The organism is Microbacterium pygmaeum (assembly GCF_900100885.1).
GTDB classification, from domain to species: Bacteria; Actinomycetota; Actinomycetes; order Actinomycetales; family Microbacteriaceae; genus Microbacterium; species Microbacterium pygmaeum.
On the sequence record NZ_LT629692.1, the window covers coordinates 903061 to 921126 of the forward strand.

The following is an 18066-nucleotide window of genomic DNA, read 5'->3' on the forward strand; positions in this document are numbered from 1 at the left end:
AGGCGCCGAAGGACGGTTCGCGACGGGGGAGCAGTCCCGCCGCGTGGTTGCTACGCGGCGTCGGCCCTGCGGCGACGGACGACGAACAGCACACCGCCGAGGATCAGCAGCAGCGCCGCGGTGAGCGCGATGCCGACCGGCAACTCCGTTCCGGTCGTCGCCAGGTTGCCCTTCGACGGGGTCGAACCCGGGGCGGCCGGTTCCGTGGAACTCGGCGACGGCGAGGGTGGAGGCGACGTCGAGTCATCGGTCGCCAGGATCGCGCGACCGAGGTCGGCGGGCGAGACCGGCGAGTTGGCTTCGAAGAAGTCCACCGTCGCGGTCAGGTCGACCTGACCCGTGTCGGTCCGGTCGGTGCCCTCGGCGAAGGTGAGGAAGTTGTCGCCACCGGCCGCGAGGAACGAGTTCGTCACGACGGTGAACTCGTCGTCGTCGGCGATCGCCCGGCCCTCGAGCGACATCGAGACGATGTGCGCGCCGCGCGCGGCATCCGGGTCGTACTCGTACGAGAAGCCGTCCGAGACACCCAGGTGCAGCTTCGGCCGTGACGAACCGTCGGGCTGCCACTGCTCCTCGAGCACCGCCTTCAGCTGCGCACCGGTGAGTATCACCGTCACGAGCGTGTTCGCGAACGGCTGCACGTCGGCGACGTCCCGGAAGGTCATCGTCCCGTCGGTGCCGTAGCGCAGATCGGCCCGCAGGCCGCCCGGGTTCATCAGCCCGATCTCGGCCGGTGTCCCCGCGTAGTCCTCGTTCGAGGTCGCCCACAGGTACACGTCCGCGGTCAGGTTGCCGAGGCTCGATTCGACGCCACGGTCCGACCCCGCCGTTCCTCCGCGGAGGATGTCGGCCGTGATGGATCCGACCTCGACGGCCCCCTCGACCTCTGCCACCACGATCGCCTCGTCGACGATCGCCTTGACGGTCGGGTCCTCAGGGAACAGCGCGGTCGCGGGGGTGCCGGCGACCGTGTCCGCGGGCTTCACGAGCGGCACCAGACCACCGGTGACCGAGACCAGCTCGCTGGTCTCGGCATCCACCGAGATGTCGAGCTTGCCCAGCGTCGTGCCGTACTGGTGCGCCTGGATGACCGGGCGCTCCTGGTCGGTCTCATCGACCGGCACCAGGCAGTTGTAGGTCTGGTGCGTGTGCCCGGAGACGATGGCGTCGATCTCGGGCGATGCGCCACGGATCAGCTCGCCGTAGGCGGTGTCATCGGCCAGGACGTCCGCGCAGTCGCTCGTCGCCAAACCCTCGTGGGTCAGGAGCACGATGACGTCGGCCAGGTCGTTCTCGGTGAGCTCCGCGGCGACCCGGTCGGCCGCCTCGAGCTGATCGCCGAACTCGATGTCGGCGATCCCGGTGGGGCTGACCATCGCCGCGGTCTGCTCGGTGACGGTGCCGATGAAGCCGATGCGCACACCGTCGACCTCTTCGATCGCGTACTCCGGAAGCGCCGGTGTGTCGGTGCCCTCGACGTACACGTTCGCGCCGAGGGTGAACACCGCGTCGCCGTACGAGTCGGTCACGCGCCCCGTGAGGTCGGCGAAGCCCTGGTCGAACTCATGGTTGCCGACGGCGCTGAGGTCGAGCCCCGCCGCGACGAGCGCGTCGATGGTGGGCTCGTCGTCCTGGATGAACGAGGTGAACGTCGAGGCGCCGATGTTGTCACCGGCCGAGACGAACAGCGTGTTCGGGTTCGCCGCCTCGAAGGAGTCGACAGCCCCCGCCAGCACCGCGGCGCCGGCTTCTCCGTTCGCGAGGTTCTGCTCGATGCGCCCGTGGAAGTCGTTGATCGTCAGCACCTGGATGTCGGTGGTGGCAGGAGCCAGGTGGTCGGTGATCTCGAAGACCGTCGTGGTGCCGGACACCTCGTTGCCGGTGACGACCACCGGTGTGCCGGTGGGGGAGTCCTCCGCTGCGATGAACACGATGCCCTCGGGGCCGAGGTCGCCCGCGGCGGTGGATTCGGCGTCGGCGGCGAAGTCGCGGTTGTTGACGTAGGTGACGAACTCGGATGACCCGGGGTCGGTGATGTCGTAGACGGCGATGCCCCCGACGCGTTCGAAGCCGATGAACGCGTAGGTGCGTCCGCTCAGTTCACCGATGGTGAGGTTCTCGGGCTCGGGTCCCTTGTCGTCGCTGCGGCCCTCGAAGTTGGCCTCGGTGTGGTTGGAGTTGAAGTACTCCGGCGCGGCCGTGTGGGTGATCTCCTCGAACTGCGAACCGGAGTCGAACACCTGCGTGCCGTCGGTCGTCCAGATCGAGAACGACCGGCCGCCGAATGCGTAGAGCTCGTCGTAGCACGCAGTCTCGGCGTTGAAGCCGTTCTCGGTGGTGACGTTCAGCCGACCGAGGTCGGCATCGCCGAGTTGCGAGGCGAGGGGACTGGTCTCGCAGACCGGTCCGTACCCGTCCTCGGCGATGTCCTTCGCACGGGTGCCCTCCACGTAGTCGCCCCACTCGCGGGCGTCGCCCTCGTTGGCCGTGACCAGGTAGGTCTGGCCCCCGGCCGTGTAGGACTGGATGCCGTCGGGCATGAAGATGCCCTTCAGCCCGGGGAAGGTGCGCAGGGCGTACCCGGCGTCCCGGTCGCTCGGGTCGACCGCGTTCTCCTCCAGGCCCAGATCCTTGAAGCCGAGCGCAAGGATGTCGGTGACCTCCGCCGTTGCGAGGTCGACGACCGCGATCGCGTTCGCCTCCTGCAGGGCGGCGTAGGCGGTGCCGTCGACGACGGTGATGTACTCGGGCTCCAGGTTGCGGCTGACCGGAAGGTCATCGCCGTGCGGCTGGGGGCCGAAGACGCGGACGTCGGCGGGCAGCGTCTTGCTGCCGCCCTTCTCGAAGTCGTGGAAGCCGGCGATCGCGACGGCGTCCTGCGTCGGTGCGGTGAGGGTGTCGGGAAGCGAGACCACGCCGATCGACCCCTCGGGGTCGATGCTGAAGTCGTCCGCAGGCTCTGCCTCGTTGGCGACGACGGCGTACCCGCCGTCCTTCGAGACGGTGACCATGTCGGGCAGGGCGCCGACCTCGACCGAGCCGAGGAGAGCGGATGCCTCATCCGCCGCGTTCGCGTCGAAGAAGACCAGGTGACCCGGGTCGGTCTTGACCGGTGCCTCGAAGGCGATGACGCCGAGGCCGTCGGCGCGGATGGCGAGCGAGTTCGCGACGCCTTCCGAGGTCAGGGAGAACTCCTCGGCGATCGCCGTGGGATCGGTCCAGTCCAGGACCTGCACGGCGCCTGCTTGAGCGTTGACGACGAACAGCCGGTCACCGTAGGCCTGGACGATCTCGGCAGCGGATTCGTCGAAGACGCCGCTCTCGTGCGAGCCGATCGGTGCGAGGGTCAACGCCGCGTCGTCGGCCGAATACGAGATCGGCTCGGGCACGACGGCAGCGGTGGCCGCGGTGATCGGTGCGACGACGAGCGCGCAGGCGACGGCCGTCGTCGTCGCGAGTGCGACGAAACGGCGATGGGTATGCGAAGGCATCGATTTCCTCATCGAGTGGGGTGCAGGGGATTGCGCGGAAGCGCTCTCCGTGACTACAGGGCGACTCCGTCGAGATGGTGAACAGACGGCGAACGGGCGGCGTCCTCACGAACGAGAGGACGACCGAGCAGATAATCGGAGGTCCATGTAAAATAGTCAGGATGCCGCAGCTGTGCGCGCTTCAGTGCACACATTGACCGCCGACGGGGGCTGGGAATGACCATGACGATGCCGTCCACAACGACCGACGAACTGGATGCGATCGTCGACGCAGTGCGCGACTTCGCGCAGGCGGAGATCGCGCCGCATGCGCTCGACTGGGACGAGCGCAAGCACTTCCCGCGCGACGTGCTCGGTCAGGCGGGGGAGCTCGGACTCGGCGGGATCTCCGTCCGCGAGGACGTCGGAGGCTCCGGTCTCACCCGTTCCGACGCCGTCGTCATCATCGAGGAGCTCGCGAAGGCCGACCCCTCCATTGCGGCCTTCGTCACCATCCACAACATGGTCGGCTGGATGATCGACACCTACGGCTCAGAGGCACAGCGGCGGGAGTGGCTCCCGGAACTGACCGCGATGCGCGGCTTCGGCAGCTACTGCCTGACCGAGCCCGGCGCAGGGTCGGACGCCGCGGCGATCACCACCGGTGCGATCCGCTCCGGCGACGAGTTCGTGCTCACCGGCGTCAAGCAGTTCATCTCGGGAGCCGGCGAGGCATCCGTCTACATCGTGATGGCGCGCACCGATCCCTCGACCAGCTCGGGGGCGGGGGCCGCACGGGGAATCTCGGCGTTCCTCGTGCCCGCTGACTCGCTGGGGCTCTCGTTCGGGCCGAATGAGAAGAAGATGGGATGGAACGCCCAGCCCACGCGTCAGGTGATCCTCGACGAGGTGCGGGTTCCGGCATCCGCTCTCCTCGGTTCGCTCGGCGAGGGCTTCCGGATCGCGATGTCAGCGCTCAACGGCGGTCGCATCAACATCGCCGCGTGCTCCCTCGGGGGTGCGCAGTGGGCCCTGGACCGCGCGACGCAGTACGTGCAGGAGCGCTTCACGTTCGGCGAGCCGCTCGCCGAGAAGCAGGCGGTCGTCTTCGCGCTCGCCGACATGGCGACCGAGCTCCGCGCGGCGCGCGCCCTCGTCCGGGATGCGGCGCGGGCGATCGACGAGAAGGCGCCGGATGTGGCGATGCAGTGCGCGATGGCGAAGCGGTTCGCGACGGATGCCTGCTTCCGCATCGCCAACGAAGCCCTGCAGCTGCACGGCGGATACGGCTACCTGCACGACTACGGGATCGAGAAGGTCGTGCGAGATCTGCGGGTGCACCAGATCCTCGAGGGGACGAACGAGATCATGCGCGTCATCATCGGGCGCGAACTGCTGAAGGGTTCTCGCTGATGCGCATCGCGTTCCTGGGGCTCGGGCACATGGGGTTGCCGATGGCGCGCAATCTCGCCGCAGCCGGGCATGATGTCGTCGGGTTCGACGTGTACCCGGCAGCGGTCGATGCCGCGCGGGAAGCCGGTCTCGGCGTCGCCGACTCCGGTCCGGCGGCGGCTGTCGGCGCCGACGTCGTGATCACGATGTTCCAGAGCGGCGCACAGGTCCTCGACGCCTATCGCGGCACCGACGGTGCCGACGGCCTGCTTGCCGTCGCCGCCTCGGGCACGCTCTTCATCGACTCGTCGACGATCGCCGTCGACGAGGCCCGCGCGGCGCACGATCTCGCCGAGGCGGCGGGGCATCGATCGCTCGATGCGCCGGTCTCGGGCGGGGTCGTGGGTGCCGAGAACGCGACGCTCGCCTTCATGGTGGGCGGGTCTTCCGAGGACTTCGAACGCGCCCGGCCGCTGCTGGAGACGATGGGCCGCCGGGTCGTGCACTGCGGAGGCGCGGGTCTCGGACAGGCGGCGAAGGTCTGCAACAACATGATCCTCGCGGTGTCGCAGATCGCGGTCGCCGAGGCCTTCGTCCTCGGAGAGCGGCTCGGCCTGGACCACCAGGCGCTGTTCGATGTGGCATCCAACGCGTCCGGGCAGTGCTGGGCGCTCACGACCAACTGCCCAGTACCGGGACCGGTTCCCACGAGTCCGGCCAATCGCGACTACCAGCCCGGCTTCGCGGGTGCGCTGATGAACAAGGACCTGGGATTGGCCGAGCAGGCGATCGATCTGACCGGTGTGGATGCCCGGATGGGCCGTCTGGCGCGCGAGATCTACAAGGAGTTCGCCGCGGGCGCCGGGGCAGGGCAGGATTTCTCGGGGATCATCCACACGATCCGCGCCGACAGCACCGCTGCCTGAGCGCCCTGGTTCCACAGCGAAGCGAAGCGAGACGACATGCAGCCCGACAGCTACGAGACGATCCTTGTCGAGACCCGCGGACGCGTCGGGTGGATCACCCTGAACCGGCCGGAGGCGCTCAACGCGCTGAACACGCAGATCATGCGCGACGTCGTGGCCGCGGCATCCGCCTTCGATGCGGACGAGAGTATCGGCGCCATCGTCCTGACCGGTTCGGAGCGTGCGTTCGCCGCCGGCGCCGACATCAAGGAGATGGAGTCCAAGTCGGGGCTCGAGATGATCATGGGCGACCACTTCGGCGAGTGGGCCCGGTTCGCCGCCCTGCGCACGCCGGTCATCGCCGCGGTGTCGGGCTATGCGCTCGGCGGCGGCTGCGAGCTGGCGATGATGTGCGACATCATCCTCGCCGCCGACACGGCGAAGTTCGGCCAGCCCGAGATCAACCTCGGCGTCATCCCCGGGATGGGCGGATCGCAGCGGCTGATCCGAGCGGTCGGGTACTACAAGGCTGCCGAACTGGTGCTCACCGGGCGGATGATGGATGCCGCGGAAGCCGAGCGCTCCGGACTGGTGTCGCGCGTCGTCCCCGCCGCAGATCTCCTCTCCGAGGCCTCGAAGACGGCGGAGACGATCGCGTCGAAGTCGCTGCCGTCGGTCTACGCGGCGAAGGCTGCCCTGGACGCGGCGATGGAGACCTCCCTCGCCGAGGGCCTCCGATTCGAGCGACACGCGTTCGCCGCGCTGTTCGACACCGCCGACCAGAAGGAGGGCATGTCGGCGTTCCGCGAGAAGCGGTCGCCCGACTTCCAGAACCGGTGAGACCCTTCGGCGCCGGGCGCCCGAACCTGGGCGGAATGGTGAGACCGTCGCGTGCGCGCGCGGGTCTCGGCCGAAAGGCAGGGTCTCGAGGCGACGACGCGCAGGGAGCGCTACAGCGGGTCGGGCAGCGGCCGCGGTTCGGTGAAGTCGCCGGACGACTTGCGGAATCGCGCGATGATGCGCACGAGGTCGGCCGTGTCCTGTTCGGACAGCCCGGGAGCGGCGAAGACGTCGCTGTTCAGTGCGTCGGTCGCTCGGTCGACCAGCTCGCGACCCGATGCGGTCAGGACGAGCATCGCCGCACGGCCGTCGGCGGGGTGCGGTTCGCGCTCGATGAGGCCGTCGCGCACGAGCCGGTCGACGGTGTTCGTCACGCTCGTCGGGTGCACCTGGAGCCGCGCGATGGCGCTGGCCATCGGCATCCGCCCCTCGCGTGTGAACCCGAGCAGTCGCAGCATCTCATACCGGGCGAACGAGAGGCGGAACGGCTTGAGCGCCGCGTCGATGCGGGCCAGGAGCAGCTGCTGCGCGCGGATGATCGAGGTGACGACGGACATGCCGGGCGCGGCCTCGTCCCAGCCGTGCGCCAGCCACTGACGCTTGGCCTCGGCGATCGGGTCGACGGGCAGGGGTCCACGTGCGGCCATGGTGTGCGTCCCTCCCCTCGCTCCCACGCTAGCGGCTCGTCCGTGAGCCGGGCGGGCGCGGCGCCGTGGCGCCTGAACATTAGGATTGAACGGGCAAAGGAGCGTTGCTGATGAAGATCGTTGTGCTGGTCAAAGAGGTCCCGGACACGTACGGGGACCGCAAGCTGAGTCTCGAGACTGGGCTGGCCGACCGTGGTGCCAGCGAGACGGTGCTCGATGAGATCGGGGAGCGCTCGCTCGAGGTCGCGCTGAGCTTCGCGGACAAGCATCCCGGCACCGAGGTCGTCGTGCTGTCGATGGCTCCGGAAGGGTCCGCGGCCACGGTGCGCAAGGGGCTCGCGATGGGTGCGGCCTCGGCTGTGCATGTCGCCGACCCGGAATTGGTCGGTGCCGACCTGGGGCTGACGGCGGAGGTGCTCGCGGCTGCGGTGCAGCGGACCGGGTTCGACCTGGTGATCGCCGGCAATCTGTCGACCGACGGGACGGGTGGGGTGATCCCGGCGATGGTGGCCGAGTTGCTCGGGGTGCCGCAGTTGACCGCGCTGGTCGCGGTGGAGATCACCGATGGGTCCGTCTCGGGGACGAGGGCGACGGATGCCGGGACGATGCAGGTGTCTGCGCCGCTTCCTGCGGTGATCTCGATCACGGAGGCGATGCCGGACGCGCGGTTCCCGAACTTCAAGGGCATCATGGCGGCGAAGAAGAAGCCGTTCGAGACGGTGACCCTGGCCGATCTGGCCATCGATGCCGCGGACCCGGCGGCAGCCCGTTCGATCGTGCTCGCGATCGCGGAGAAGCCGCCGCGTTCGGCGGGGACGAAGATCGTCGATGAGGGCGATGCTGGCGAGAAGCTCGCGGACTTCCTCGCGCAGAACCGACTGGTGTGAGGACGAAGATGACTGACTTTCCGGCTGATTCGATCCTCGTTCTGGTGGACGTGCTGCCCTCCGGGGCGCTGCCGAAGAGCACCGCGGGTCTCGTGGGTGCTGCCGCCGGTGTCGGCACGCCCGTCGCGCTCGTGGTGACCGCGGCGGGCGAGGGTGCGGCGGCGGCGGAGGCGGTGGCCGCGCTCGGCGCGCCGTTTGTGCTGGTGGCCGAGACCGATGCGGTGTCCTCGTCACTGACGGTTCCGGCGGTGGACGCGCTGGCAGCCGCGGCCGACCTGGTGCGGCCGGATGCGATCCTCGTGTCGAACTCCATCGAGGGGCGGGATGTTGCCGGCCGGTTCGCTGCGCGGACACGGTCGGCGCTGTGCGTCGACGTGGTCGGGGTCTCCCGCGATGACGAGGGCGTGGTGGCGAACCATTCGGTGTACGGCGGTTCGTACAACGTCGACGCGGCGGCGACCTGGGGCGCGCCGGTGATCACCGTCCGTCAGGGGGCTGTCGAAGCCCGTGCCGACGGGGTCGCGTCGCCGACGATCGACACCCTGACGGTGACGGAATCCGGCAAGGCCGCGGCATCCATCGACTCTTTCGCGGAGGCGACGCAGGCCTCGACCCGACCGGAGCTGCGCGGGGCGGGGAAGGTCGTCTCGGGCGGCCGCGGGCTCGGGTCGCAGGAGAAGTTCGTGTTGGTCGAGCAGCTCGCCGACGCGCTCGGGGCGGCGGTGGGTGCGTCGCGCGCCGCGGTCGATGCGGGGTACATCCCGCAGACCGCGCAGGTGGGGCAGACCGGTGTCTCGGTGTCGCCGCAGCTGTATGTGGCGTTGGGGATCTCGGGCGCGATCCAGCACCGCGCCGGCATGCAGACCGCGAAGACGATCGTCGCGATCAACAAGGACGCGGATGCGCCGATCTTCGAGATCGCTGACTTCGGCGTGGTCGGGGATCTGTTCACGGTGGTCCCGCAGCTGATCGCCGCCATCGAGGCGAAGAGGGCGTAGCCCGGTGGCGACATCCGGAACGACTGTGCGGCGGGGTCTGCCCCGCAGGCCCGGCGGCGAGCCGTGGCCGCCCGCCGGGACGGAGGCGCCCGTCGAGGTGTCGGCGTCGCCGGTCGTTGCGTCGCTCCCGGCCGTCGAGCCAGCGCAGCGACACGAAACGCCCGACGCCTCCGCACCTGTCATCGCTCAGGGTGGCACTGTCGCAGCGCCCGCGGCAACGTCGATCTCGGCGCCTGCTCCGCCGTCGCAAGCAGGCTCTGCAAGCGCCGATGCTGGACGGTTCGCGACAGCCGAGCAGCCCCGCATCCGCCGCGGACTGCCGCGCGTCCCGGGTGGCGAGCCCTGGCCTCCGGCTGGCGCTGTCGCGGTCGGAATCGCGGCGTCCGCGGTACCGGCCGCCGCCCTCGAAACTCGGTTGCCTCAGAGTGCGGGTTCGGGCGCCGCGACGGCGTCATCTGAGGCGAATGACCCCGCCGACGTCGGTGTTGCCCATGCTGGCTTGCCTCAGAGAGCGGCCGCAGCGACGTCCGAGGCGCCATCCGAGGCAAGCGAGTTGCGAGCGGATGCCGGCGCTGGCGGCAGGTCTCTCCGTCGCGGGTTGCCGCGGGTTCCGGGTGGAGAACCGTGGCCGCCGGCGGGGTACGCGCCCGCCCGGCAGGCTGTGACCGTCGAGACCGTCGAGACCGTCGAGACCGTCGAGACCGCCGAGGCAGACGAAACCGTTGAGACCGCGGAGACCGTCGGGGCGCCCGCGTCGGGGGTCGGCGCCGATCCCGAGGAGGCGCTGGTCGTCGCCGACGCAGTCGTGCCGGCCGCAGCATCCGTCCTCGCCCTGTCGGACACCTCGGTCCCGCTGCCGTTCACGCGGACCGTGTTCGACGGGGCCGGCGGACGCGCGGCGCCTGTCGAGAAGGCCGAGCCGGAACGCTACGGCCCGTTCACGCGCGTGCAGTGGGCGGGTGCGGTGGTCGTCGGCGGTGCGGGACTGCTGTTCGCCGCGGCGATGGCGGTGTTCGCGGTGCGGTGGCTGCTCAGCCTGGAGCCGTTGCAGGAGTTCCTGACGACGTATCCGGGCGAGTATCACCTCCCCGAAGGTGCGCCGGTGGGGATCCCGCCGTGGCTGGGCTGGCAGCACTTCTTCAACGTGTTCCTGATGGTGCTGATCATCCGATCCGGTCTGCAGGTGCGGGGCGAGAAACGGCCGAGCGTGTTCTGGTCGCCGAGAACGAACCCGAAACGCAAGATCAGCCTCAATCTCTGGTTCCACCAGTCCCTCGACATCCTGTGGATCGTCAACGGGGTGATCTACGTGGTGCTGCTGTTCGCGACCGGTCAGTGGATGAAGATCGTGCCCACCTCGTGGGAGGTGTTCCCGAACGCGATCAGCGCCGCCCTGCAGTACGTGTCGCTGGACTGGCCCACCGAGAACGGGTGGGTCAACTACAACGCCCTGCAGCAGCTCGCCTACTTCGGCACCGTGTTCCTCGCCGCGCCGCTCGCGATCATCACGGGGGTGCGGATGTCGGGGATCTGGCCCAAGAACGCCAAGACCCTGAACCGCATCTACCCGGTCGAATGGGCCCGTGCGGTGCACTTCCCCGTGATGCTGTACTTCGTCGTGTTCATCGCGATCCACGTGTTCCTGGTCCTCGCGACCGGGGCGCTGCGCAACCTCAACCACATGTACGCATCACTCGGCTCCACCGACGGGACCGCGTATGCCGAAAACTGGATCGGGTTCTGGCTCTTCGTCGCCTCCCTCGTCGTCATCGCCGCCGCATGGGTCGCCGCACGACCACTCGTCCTCGCACCCATCGCACGACTGTTCGGCAAAGTCAGCGGGCGCTGACGTCGTGGAATCGCAGCCCTGGAGCCGCCTGACGACGCGCGTCCTGGCCCCCAACCCGGGACCGATGACGCTCGACGGCACGAACACCTATGTGCTCCGTGCTCCCGGCGCCGACGCGGCGGTCGTCGTCGATCCGGGACCCGAGGTCTCCGAGCACCTCGACCGCATCGAGGCGCTCGGCCCCGTCGAGCTGATCCTGCTCACGCACCACCACGCTGATCATGTGGAGGCCGCTCCGGCGCTCGCGGCGCGCACCGGTGCTACCGTCCGTGCGATGGAGCCCACACTGTGCATCGACGCGCCGCCGCTTCGGGATGACGAGGAGATCGACGCGGGCGGGACACGCATCGTCGTGCTCGCCACGCCAGGGCACACCAGCGATTCGGTGTGCTTCCACCTGCCCGACGACGGCGCGCTCGATTCGGCCGAACCGATCGGCTCGGTCCTCACCGGCGACACGATCCTCGGGCGCGGCACGACGATCCTCGCCCAGGCCGAGGGGGCGCTGCACGACTACCTCGCCTCGCTCGAGCGCCTCCGAGACCTGCCCCGGGCGCAGCTGGTGCTGCCGGCGCACGGCCCGAAGCTGCCGAACCTCCGCACGATCGCCGGCCGATATCACGGGCACCGGCATCTGCGGCTGATCGAGATCCAGCGTGCGCTGAAATCGCTGGGCGCCGAGCCCTCGCGGGATGCGCAGGTCGTCTCGCAGGTGACCGACATCGTCTACGCCGGGCTCAACCCTGCGGTCCGCTTCGCCGCGGAAGCCTCCACCGCCGCCCATCTCGAGTACCTCGTCGGTCGCTGACGGGGCTACGGCCCGGAGCCGAACGCCTCCGCATCGCGCTCATGGACGGATGCCGCGCCCGCGGCGAACCCGTCGGCGAACGCCTCATCGGCCCCACGGCGGAACATGTCGTGCGCCTGATCGCGCACGATCGAGCGCGCACCGGGGAGGTCGAGCGGGCCCACGAGGTCCCCGCGGCCGCGGACGACCGCCACGGGGAGTTTCGACGCCTTGCCTTTGACGAGGTCGGCGGCGGAGGCGATCTCGTCGGCGACGCACGGCAGGGTCACCACGAGCGTGCGGCCCTCGGCATCCGTCTGTCCGCGCAGGTCCTCGAACACGTGCACGCCACCGGCGCCGATCGCGCTGTCGGTCTGCCCGTCACGCCACGCCCGACCGAGCGTGTCGGACACGATCACGCCGACCTCGACGCCCAGCAGCGACCGCAGACCCGATGCGAGGGCGCGGGCCGAGGCATCCGGATCCACGGGCAGCAGCAGTACCGTGCCCTCCGGCGTGTTCGACGCGTCCACCCCGGCGGCCGCCGAGACCATGCCGAGACGGTTCTCCACGATGCGTGTCACATGCCCTGTGGGCGAGGTCCGCGTCGCGACGACGCGCACCGTCTCGGCGGTGATCGCATCTTCTCGATCGTCCGCGGCGAGGATGCGACCCTCGGCCTTCGAGACGATCTTCGAGGTCACCACCAGGATGTCGCCGTCGGCAAGAGATGCACCCGCGGCCGCCCCGATCAGCGCGACGAGGTCGGCGCCCGGGACGATCTCGGGAATGCCCTTGAGGGCCCAGACGCTCAGCAACGTCGGATCAGCGGACGAACCGCACCTCGGTGAGCGTCTCACCGAGGAAGGGCTCGGTGTGCGTGGCACCGTCCAATGCGAAGCCGTTGCGCACGTAGAACCGGTGGGCGCGCGGATTGTCCTCGGCGACCCAGAGGTAGAAGGAGTCCCCGGCGTCGACGACCGCGTCGTAGAGCCGCTGACCGATGCCGGTGCCGTGGTAGGCGTCCAGCAGGTAGATGAAATACAGCTCACGGTAGGCGGGGGCATCCCGGTCGCGAGCGGGGCCCGAGCCCGAGAACCCGACGATCTCGCCGTCCACCAGTGCGGCGTACATCTTGAATTCGGGACCCTGCGCGGCCCAGTGGGTCCACAGCTCGGCGAGCCGGCGGGGCGATACCGCCTCGAGGGCGGCCTTGCTGATCAGGTGGTCGTAGGTCTCGTGCCAGCAGGTCGCGTGGACGCGGCCGAGAGCCTCGGCATCGACGTCCCGGACCGGACGGACGACGATGTCGGTCTGCAGTTCGGCTTCCATGGCCAGACTCTACGCTCGGCTCCGCGGGGAGGGAAATCGAGCGGATGCCGCGGCGCGACGGGCCTTTGCGGCTATCCTGATCGGGTCACGACCGATCTTGGGGGGACGCCGGTGACATCCACTGTTGCGGATCGAACGCGGGCCGAGGCCATCGCCGACTATGCGCTCATCGGCGCGCCGCCGGTCGCCGATCTGCAGGGACTCGTCGAACTCGCATCAACCGTGTGCGGGGTCTCCACCGCCGTGATCAACATCATCGACGATCGCTTCCAGCATCAGGTCGCCGCCGTCGGGTTCACGCCCGCGACCTGTGCACGCGAGGACTCCATGTGCGCGGTCGTCCTGGCCGATCCAGGCCCGGTCGTCGTGAGCGATGCGCGCAAGGACGACCGTTTCGCGACCAACCCGTTCGTCACCGGCGAGATCGCCCACGTCCGGTTCTACGCCTCGAGCCCCGTGATCACCCCGTCCGGCGTGGCCATCGGCACCCTCTGCGTCTTCGACGAGGACACCGGCGAGCTCTCGCCCGACCACCAGAAGGCGCTCGACCTGCTCGCCCACCAGGTCGTGGACGTCCTCGAGCTGCGCCGCATCACGCGGGAGCTCAGTCAGTCCAACGAGCAGCTGGAGCTGTTCGCGGGTCAGGTCAGCCACGACCTGCGCAACCCGCTGACGGCGATCACCGGCTTCCTCGAGCTCGCCGCAGACAGCCCGGAGATGGTCGACGCGCCCCGCGCGTCGTGGGCGATCGGACGCGCGGAGGCGGCAGCGGAGCGAATGGCCGTCATGGTCTCGGACCTGCTGGAGTACGCGCGACTGGGTGGCGCGAAGCCGCATCGCGACGAGCTGTCACTTGCCGACATCGCGGCGTCGGTGATCGAGGATCTCGATTCCGCGATCACCGCGAGCGGCGCGACCGTGACGGTGGATGCCGACCTCCAGGTGGTCGGAGACCGGACACTCCTGCGCGCGCTCATGCAGAATCTCGTCGCGAACGCGATCAAGTTCAGCAGCGCCGCGGGCACGACGCCACGAGTCGAGATCCGCGCGCAGCAGCTCGTCGGCAGCTGGCGGCTGACGGTGGACGACAATGGTCCCGGCATCGCTCCCGATCAGCGCGAGCGGGTCTTCGCCCTCATGGAACGCGACGTCAGTCACGATGTGCCGGGTCTCGGCATCGGCCTGTCCACCTGCGAGCGGATCGCCAGCGCCCACGGCGGGCGCATCGGCATCGACGATTCCCCGCTGGGTGGAACCAGCGTCTGGGTCGTCGTCCCGCTGTAGCCGATCGACAACCGAGTCGTCCTTCCGACGGCGGATGGCTACCATCGGCTCGTGAACGTGATCTGGCGAACGCTGCTGACCATCTGGCGCGCGAAGGCGAAGCTGCGCCGGGACGGCATCCTCGAACCGACGACGATCGGCCGGGTGAGCGTGCGGACGCTGCCGACCGACATCGACATCCTCGGCCACATGAACAACGGCCGGTACGGCTCGCTGTTCGATCTCGGCCGTTTCGATCTGCTGATCCGCACCGGCATCTGGGACGTGTTCCAGAAGCAGGGCTGGTACGCGGTCGTCGCCAGCGAGACCATCACCTTCCGCAAGTCGCTCGAGCTGTGGCAGCGCTTCACGGTCGAATCGCGCCTGCTCGGTCACGACGAGAAGTCCGCCTACCTCATGCACCGGGCGGTCGTGGGCGGAGAGGTCTACGCCGAGATGGTCGTCCGCGCCCGATTCCTGCGGCGCACTGGCGGCATCGTCCCGCACGAGGAGCTGTTCGCCGCGCTGCACAAGCCCGACAACCTGCCGGAGCTCGCACCGTGGGTGATCGAGTGGGCAGCAGCATCCGCTCTCCCCTCCACGCGCGTGCCGGCACCCAGCCGCTGGGCCTGATTCCGCGTCGCGGGGTGAAGCGCCCGATAACGTGAGCGTGTGATCGCAGCGCTCCGCACCGCCGGAACCCTCCTGTGGAGGCATTGGCCGGCGCTGCTCGCGCTGTACCTCGCCGGCACACTGGGTCGCTACGTCACGATCCAGGTCGCGGGCTACGTGGGCGCCTACAGCGCCATCGGCGGAGCGCTGCTGTTCCCGCTGGCGATCCTGAGCCGGCTGGTCGCCTTGGTCGCGATGCTGCTGGTCCTGCGCGACGGGATGGTGCAGCTGGGCGTGCTGGCACCGATCCCCACCGACCGTGTGGCGCGGCGCCGAGCCTTCACGGATGCGCTCCTGGGCGGCATCCTTCCGTTCGTCGCGTTCTACGCGGCGTGGGGCTATCTGCGTGAGGACGCGCAGGCGTATTTCTCGCGTCTGCTCGAGATCAACACGGGCCTCATCATGGAGACCATCGGCACCGACGCAGAGCGTGCCGGCGACGCCGCGGTCGGCGAGCTGAGCTTCGGACCCCTCACGATCGCGATCATCGTCGTCGCCTTCGCGGGCCGCTGGCTGTGGAAGCGCTATCGCGCAAGACTGCCGCGAGGCCTCGCCGCGATCGCCGTCTATCTCGAGGTGCTGTGGGTCTACCTCTCGGTGACGCTGATCGCCGATGCCCTCAACACGGTGACCTCATGGGTGCAGACCCGGCAGGGCAGCGTCTGGCTCGGTGAGCTGCGCGAATGGGTCGGCGCCCAGCTGGTGCCGGTCGCGTGGATCTGGGACGGGATCGAGTGGTTCCTCGGCGAGGTGGGCGGGATCGTGCTGCTGCCGCTGGCCTGGCTCACGATCGCCGGCGTCATCTACGGTCAGGCGGTCGCGCCGCAGACCGCGCGACTGAGCGGCGGCATCGTCCTGCGCGCGCAAGCGCGGTACAACACCCTGCCATCGCGGTTGCGGGCGCGGTTGCAGGACATCTGGTCGGATCTGATCGCCCGGTTCCAGCCCATCGGCCGAGCGATCCTGCTGATGTGGCGGGCCGGGCCGGTGCTGATCGGCACGTACATCCTGCTGTTCACCGTGCTGCTCTGGCTCGACGGGGCTCTGGAGCTGGGCATCACGCGCGTGATCGGCCCCAACGATCTCGGTGGCTTCTGGATGCTGAACGAGCCGCTCATCTTCCTCGCGGTGCCGCTGATCATCGAACCGCTGCGTGTGGTGCTCGTCGCGAGCGCCTATGACGCGGTGATCGGGCGCCTGACTCCAGCGCCGACAGGGCCTCCTGCGGAGCCGGAGCCGGGTGCCGAGCCGGATGCCGCGCCCGACGCCGAGATCACGGCTCGATGACCAACCGCACGAACTGAGGGAGCGGGTCGCCCGCGAGGTCCAGCGCGAACGGGCCGACCGCGTCATCCGGCAGCAGGTAGTGCAAGGTGAGGGAGTAGCGGATCGGCCGCTCGGAGTCGCAGGTCGAGTGCGCCTCCGGGTCGTAGTCGAGATCGAGCAGGCCGGATGCCTCGTCCCACTGGCGCTTGGCCCCGGTGAGCTCGCGCAGGACCGGCGTCGCGCAGGCGAGGGGACCGTCCAGCGGTGTGATCAGGGTGGTCGTGCGCAGCACACGGGATCCGGCCGGCGCGGCGGGATTGTCGGTGAACTCGGCACGGGCCGGCCCGATCCCGGCTCCGTCGTACCGCACCGCGTCTCCGGCCTGCACGATGATCGGCTGAGTCGGGTGACCGGCGTCGTACTGCGACCACTCGTTGGCGGCGATCACCCCGACCGTGAGGGGGATCAGCACGACCAAGGCGCCGAGCCCCAGCGCGTTGCGGCGCCACCAATGCGGCGCGGGCGGCGTCTGCGTATCGGGCGCGGTCATCGTCCGCTCCAGCCGGTCGGGATCATCTCGACATCGGACTCGACGGGAAGCGCGCCGAGATCGAGCTCGGCTTCCATCAGCGTGTCCAGGCGCGGGTCGCTGTGCAGCCCGAGGTGCAGGACGGCGGTGCCGCCGACCACCGCCGCGGGCAGCTCGAACGCAAGGCTGCCGCTCTGCGGGAGGCCTGCGTAGAGCGGCCGTTCGAAGAGCGATTCCGGGCGCTCGCTGGCCTGGTATGTGGCTCCGCCCACCTGCAGGGTCGCCAGTGCGACCAGGGCGCCGCTCTCCTCGTCGATCGCCTCGGCGTCGAGATCGATGACGATCCAGTTGCCGTCGGCGGACCATCCGCCCGCGATGACGGAATCGGCGCGGTGCACGTCGAGCAGTGTCACCGCGAGGTTGCGCCCGTCGGCCTGCTCGCCGAGTTGCATCGTCGTGACGAAGGGGAGCACGGCGTCGTCCTCCGTCGGGGTCACCAGAGCGACGCACCAGGCGGCGGCGACGAGTGCCGCTCCGGCGGCCGCCGCGGCCCATCGTCGCGCGGCCGCGCCCCGCACGATGCTCACGAGCCCATTCCGGCATCGGTGACCACGAGTGTCAGCGTCGCCGCGGGAACCGGGTCCTCCCAGGTCTGTCCTGTCGTGATGAACGACCCGGTGTACAGCGAGAGGTCGTTGACGGTGAGGTGCAGCAGGTCGCCGTCCGACAGATCGCCGGCATCCAGAATCCAGGTCACCACCAACTCGGCGGGTACCCCCGGCTGCAGCCAGGGGCTGGTCGTGGCGTCGTCGTAGCGCGCCACCGATTCGACCGGTACACCGGCGACCTCGTCGATGCGCAGCGACTGGGCCGCCGCGGAGGGGGTGAACCAGATCGGCTCGGTCCAGCGGTTCTCGATCGCGATCTGCACGGCGAGCACGCGCTCGTTCTCTTCGGGGTCGACGACGGCGCCCGCCTCGGGGAAGTCGTCCAGAAGGACCGCGCGCTCGATCGTCAGCGCGAACTCGTCATTGCGGTGCTCGTCGCCGGCCTCGATGACCGCGGGGCTCGGCACGGCGGCTGTCGCGAGCCCGCCGAAGGCGGCCGTCGCGGCGAGGAACACCGCGGTGCCGAGGGCGGCGAACCATCGCGTCGGGACGCGGTCGGTCGCCGCACGCAGCCACCGGAAGCGCTGCCGCGGCGCAGGCGCGCCCCCATCGCTCGTCACC

General features: G+C 69.7%; 17 protein-coding genes. 10 read left to right on the forward strand and 7 right to left on the reverse strand.

Annotated elements, in window-relative coordinates; genetic code table 11:
- Positions 1-50: 50 nt before the first annotated feature.
- The gene (locus BLT19_RS04180; protein WP_091486894.1) at positions 51-3491 is read right to left on the reverse strand and encodes a choice-of-anchor I family protein; all 3441 of its coding nucleotides are present in this window, start codon (positions 3489-3491) and stop codon (positions 51-53) included.
- Positions 3492-3707: 216 nt separating this feature from the next.
- On the opposite strand from BLT19_RS04180, the gene BLT19_RS04185 reads away from it, so the two are divergent.
- Genes BLT19_RS04185 through BLT19_RS04195 form a run of 3 tightly spaced genes read left to right on the forward strand, consistent with a single transcriptional unit; the run spans position 3708 to position 6607 of the window.
- Positions 3708-4883, forward strand: a complete 1176-nt coding sequence (locus BLT19_RS04185) for an acyl-CoA dehydrogenase family protein (RefSeq protein ID WP_091486896.1) — start codon at positions 3708-3710, stop codon at positions 4881-4883.
- Positions 4883-5788 (forward strand): 3-hydroxyisobutyrate dehydrogenase, encoded by a 906-nt coding sequence (mmsB, locus tag BLT19_RS04190; RefSeq protein WP_091486898.1) that lies wholly within the window; start codon positions 4883-4885, stop codon positions 5786-5788. Before BLT19_RS04185 ends, mmsB begins: the two co-directional genes overlap by 1 nt.
- A gap of 36 nt (positions 5789-5824) precedes the next feature.
- On the forward strand, positions 5825-6607 hold the full coding sequence (locus BLT19_RS04195; protein WP_091486901.1) for an enoyl-CoA hydratase: 783 nt from the start codon (positions 5825-5827) through the stop codon (positions 6605-6607).
- Positions 6608-6717: 110 nt separating this feature from the next.
- Here BLT19_RS04195 and BLT19_RS04200 read toward each other — a convergent pair whose 3' ends face one another.
- Positions 6718-7254 (reverse strand): MarR family winged helix-turn-helix transcriptional regulator, encoded by a 537-nt coding sequence (locus BLT19_RS04200; RefSeq protein ID WP_091486904.1) that lies wholly within the window; start codon positions 7252-7254, stop codon positions 6718-6720.
- Positions 7255-7364: 110 nt separating this feature from the next.
- Between BLT19_RS04200 and BLT19_RS04205 the strand changes: the two genes are divergently transcribed.
- The 4 genes from BLT19_RS04205 (at position 7365) to BLT19_RS04220 (ending at position 11796) form a co-directional block, all read left to right on the forward strand.
- Positions 7365-8141, forward strand: a complete 777-nt coding sequence (locus tag BLT19_RS04205) for an electron transfer flavoprotein subunit beta/FixA family protein (protein ID WP_091486907.1) — start codon at positions 7365-7367, stop codon at positions 8139-8141.
- Between the two features lie 8 nt (positions 8142-8149).
- Entirely contained in the window at positions 8150-9139 is a 990-nt protein-coding gene (locus BLT19_RS04210) for an electron transfer flavoprotein subunit alpha/FixB family protein (RefSeq protein ID WP_091486909.1), read from the forward strand.
- Between the two features lie 661 nt (positions 9140-9800).
- Entirely contained in the window at positions 9801-10988 is a 1188-nt protein-coding gene (locus BLT19_RS18175; RefSeq protein ID WP_331710703.1) for a cytochrome b/b6 domain-containing protein, read from the forward strand.
- 4 nt (positions 10989-10992) lie between these two features.
- Positions 10993-11796 (forward strand): MBL fold metallo-hydrolase, encoded by an 804-nt coding sequence (locus BLT19_RS04220; protein WP_231917784.1) that lies wholly within the window; start codon positions 10993-10995, stop codon positions 11794-11796.
- Positions 11797-11801: 5 nt separating this feature from the next.
- Here BLT19_RS04220 and cofE read toward each other — a convergent pair whose 3' ends face one another.
- Together cofE and BLT19_RS04230 are read right to left on the reverse strand one after the other, a co-directional pair.
- The gene (gene cofE, locus BLT19_RS04225) at positions 11802-12593 is read right to left on the reverse strand and encodes a coenzyme F420-0:L-glutamate ligase (RefSeq protein ID WP_091486915.1); all 792 of its coding nucleotides are present in this window, start codon (positions 12591-12593) and stop codon (positions 11802-11804) included.
- Positions 12594-12600: 7 nt separating this feature from the next.
- A complete protein-coding gene (locus BLT19_RS04230; RefSeq protein WP_091486918.1) occupies positions 12601-13107 on the reverse strand; it encodes a GNAT family N-acetyltransferase in 507 nt (168 codons plus the stop codon).
- A gap of 111 nt (positions 13108-13218) precedes the next feature.
- Between BLT19_RS04230 and BLT19_RS04235 the strand changes: the two genes are divergently transcribed.
- The 3 genes from BLT19_RS04235 to BLT19_RS04245 are packed head-to-tail and all read left to right on the forward strand — an operon-like array spanning position 13219 to position 16329.
- Complete coding sequence (locus BLT19_RS04235; protein WP_091486920.1) at positions 13219-14391, forward strand: GAF domain-containing sensor histidine kinase; 1173 nt, start codon at positions 13219-13221, stop codon at positions 14389-14391.
- Positions 14392-14442: 51 nt separating this feature from the next.
- Positions 14443-15003 (forward strand): acyl-CoA thioesterase, encoded by a 561-nt coding sequence (locus BLT19_RS04240; protein ID WP_091486922.1) that lies wholly within the window; start codon positions 14443-14445, stop codon positions 15001-15003.
- A 39-nt stretch (positions 15004-15042) separates the two neighbouring features.
- Positions 15043-16329 (forward strand): hypothetical protein, encoded by a 1287-nt coding sequence (locus BLT19_RS04245; RefSeq protein WP_197673018.1) that lies wholly within the window; start codon positions 15043-15045, stop codon positions 16327-16329.
- Here the strand turns inward: BLT19_RS04245 and BLT19_RS04250 are convergent.
- From BLT19_RS04250 to BLT19_RS04260, 3 genes are read right to left on the reverse strand one after another with little or no spacing between them, the layout of a single operon-like run.
- The gene (locus BLT19_RS04250; RefSeq protein WP_091486925.1) at positions 16316-16858 is read right to left on the reverse strand and encodes a hypothetical protein; all 543 of its coding nucleotides are present in this window, start codon (positions 16856-16858) and stop codon (positions 16316-16318) included. The two genes, BLT19_RS04245 and BLT19_RS04250, sit on opposite strands and share 14 nt — an antisense overlap.
- The gene (locus tag BLT19_RS04255) at positions 16855-17424 is read right to left on the reverse strand and encodes a hypothetical protein (RefSeq protein WP_091486928.1); all 570 of its coding nucleotides are present in this window, start codon (positions 17422-17424) and stop codon (positions 16855-16857) included. Before BLT19_RS04255 ends, BLT19_RS04250 begins: the two co-directional genes overlap by 4 nt.
- A complete protein-coding gene (locus BLT19_RS04260) occupies positions 17421-18065 on the reverse strand; it encodes a hypothetical protein (protein WP_091486931.1) in 645 nt (214 codons plus the stop codon). Before BLT19_RS04260 ends, BLT19_RS04255 begins: the two co-directional genes overlap by 4 nt.
- Position 18066 lies beyond the last annotated feature (1 nt).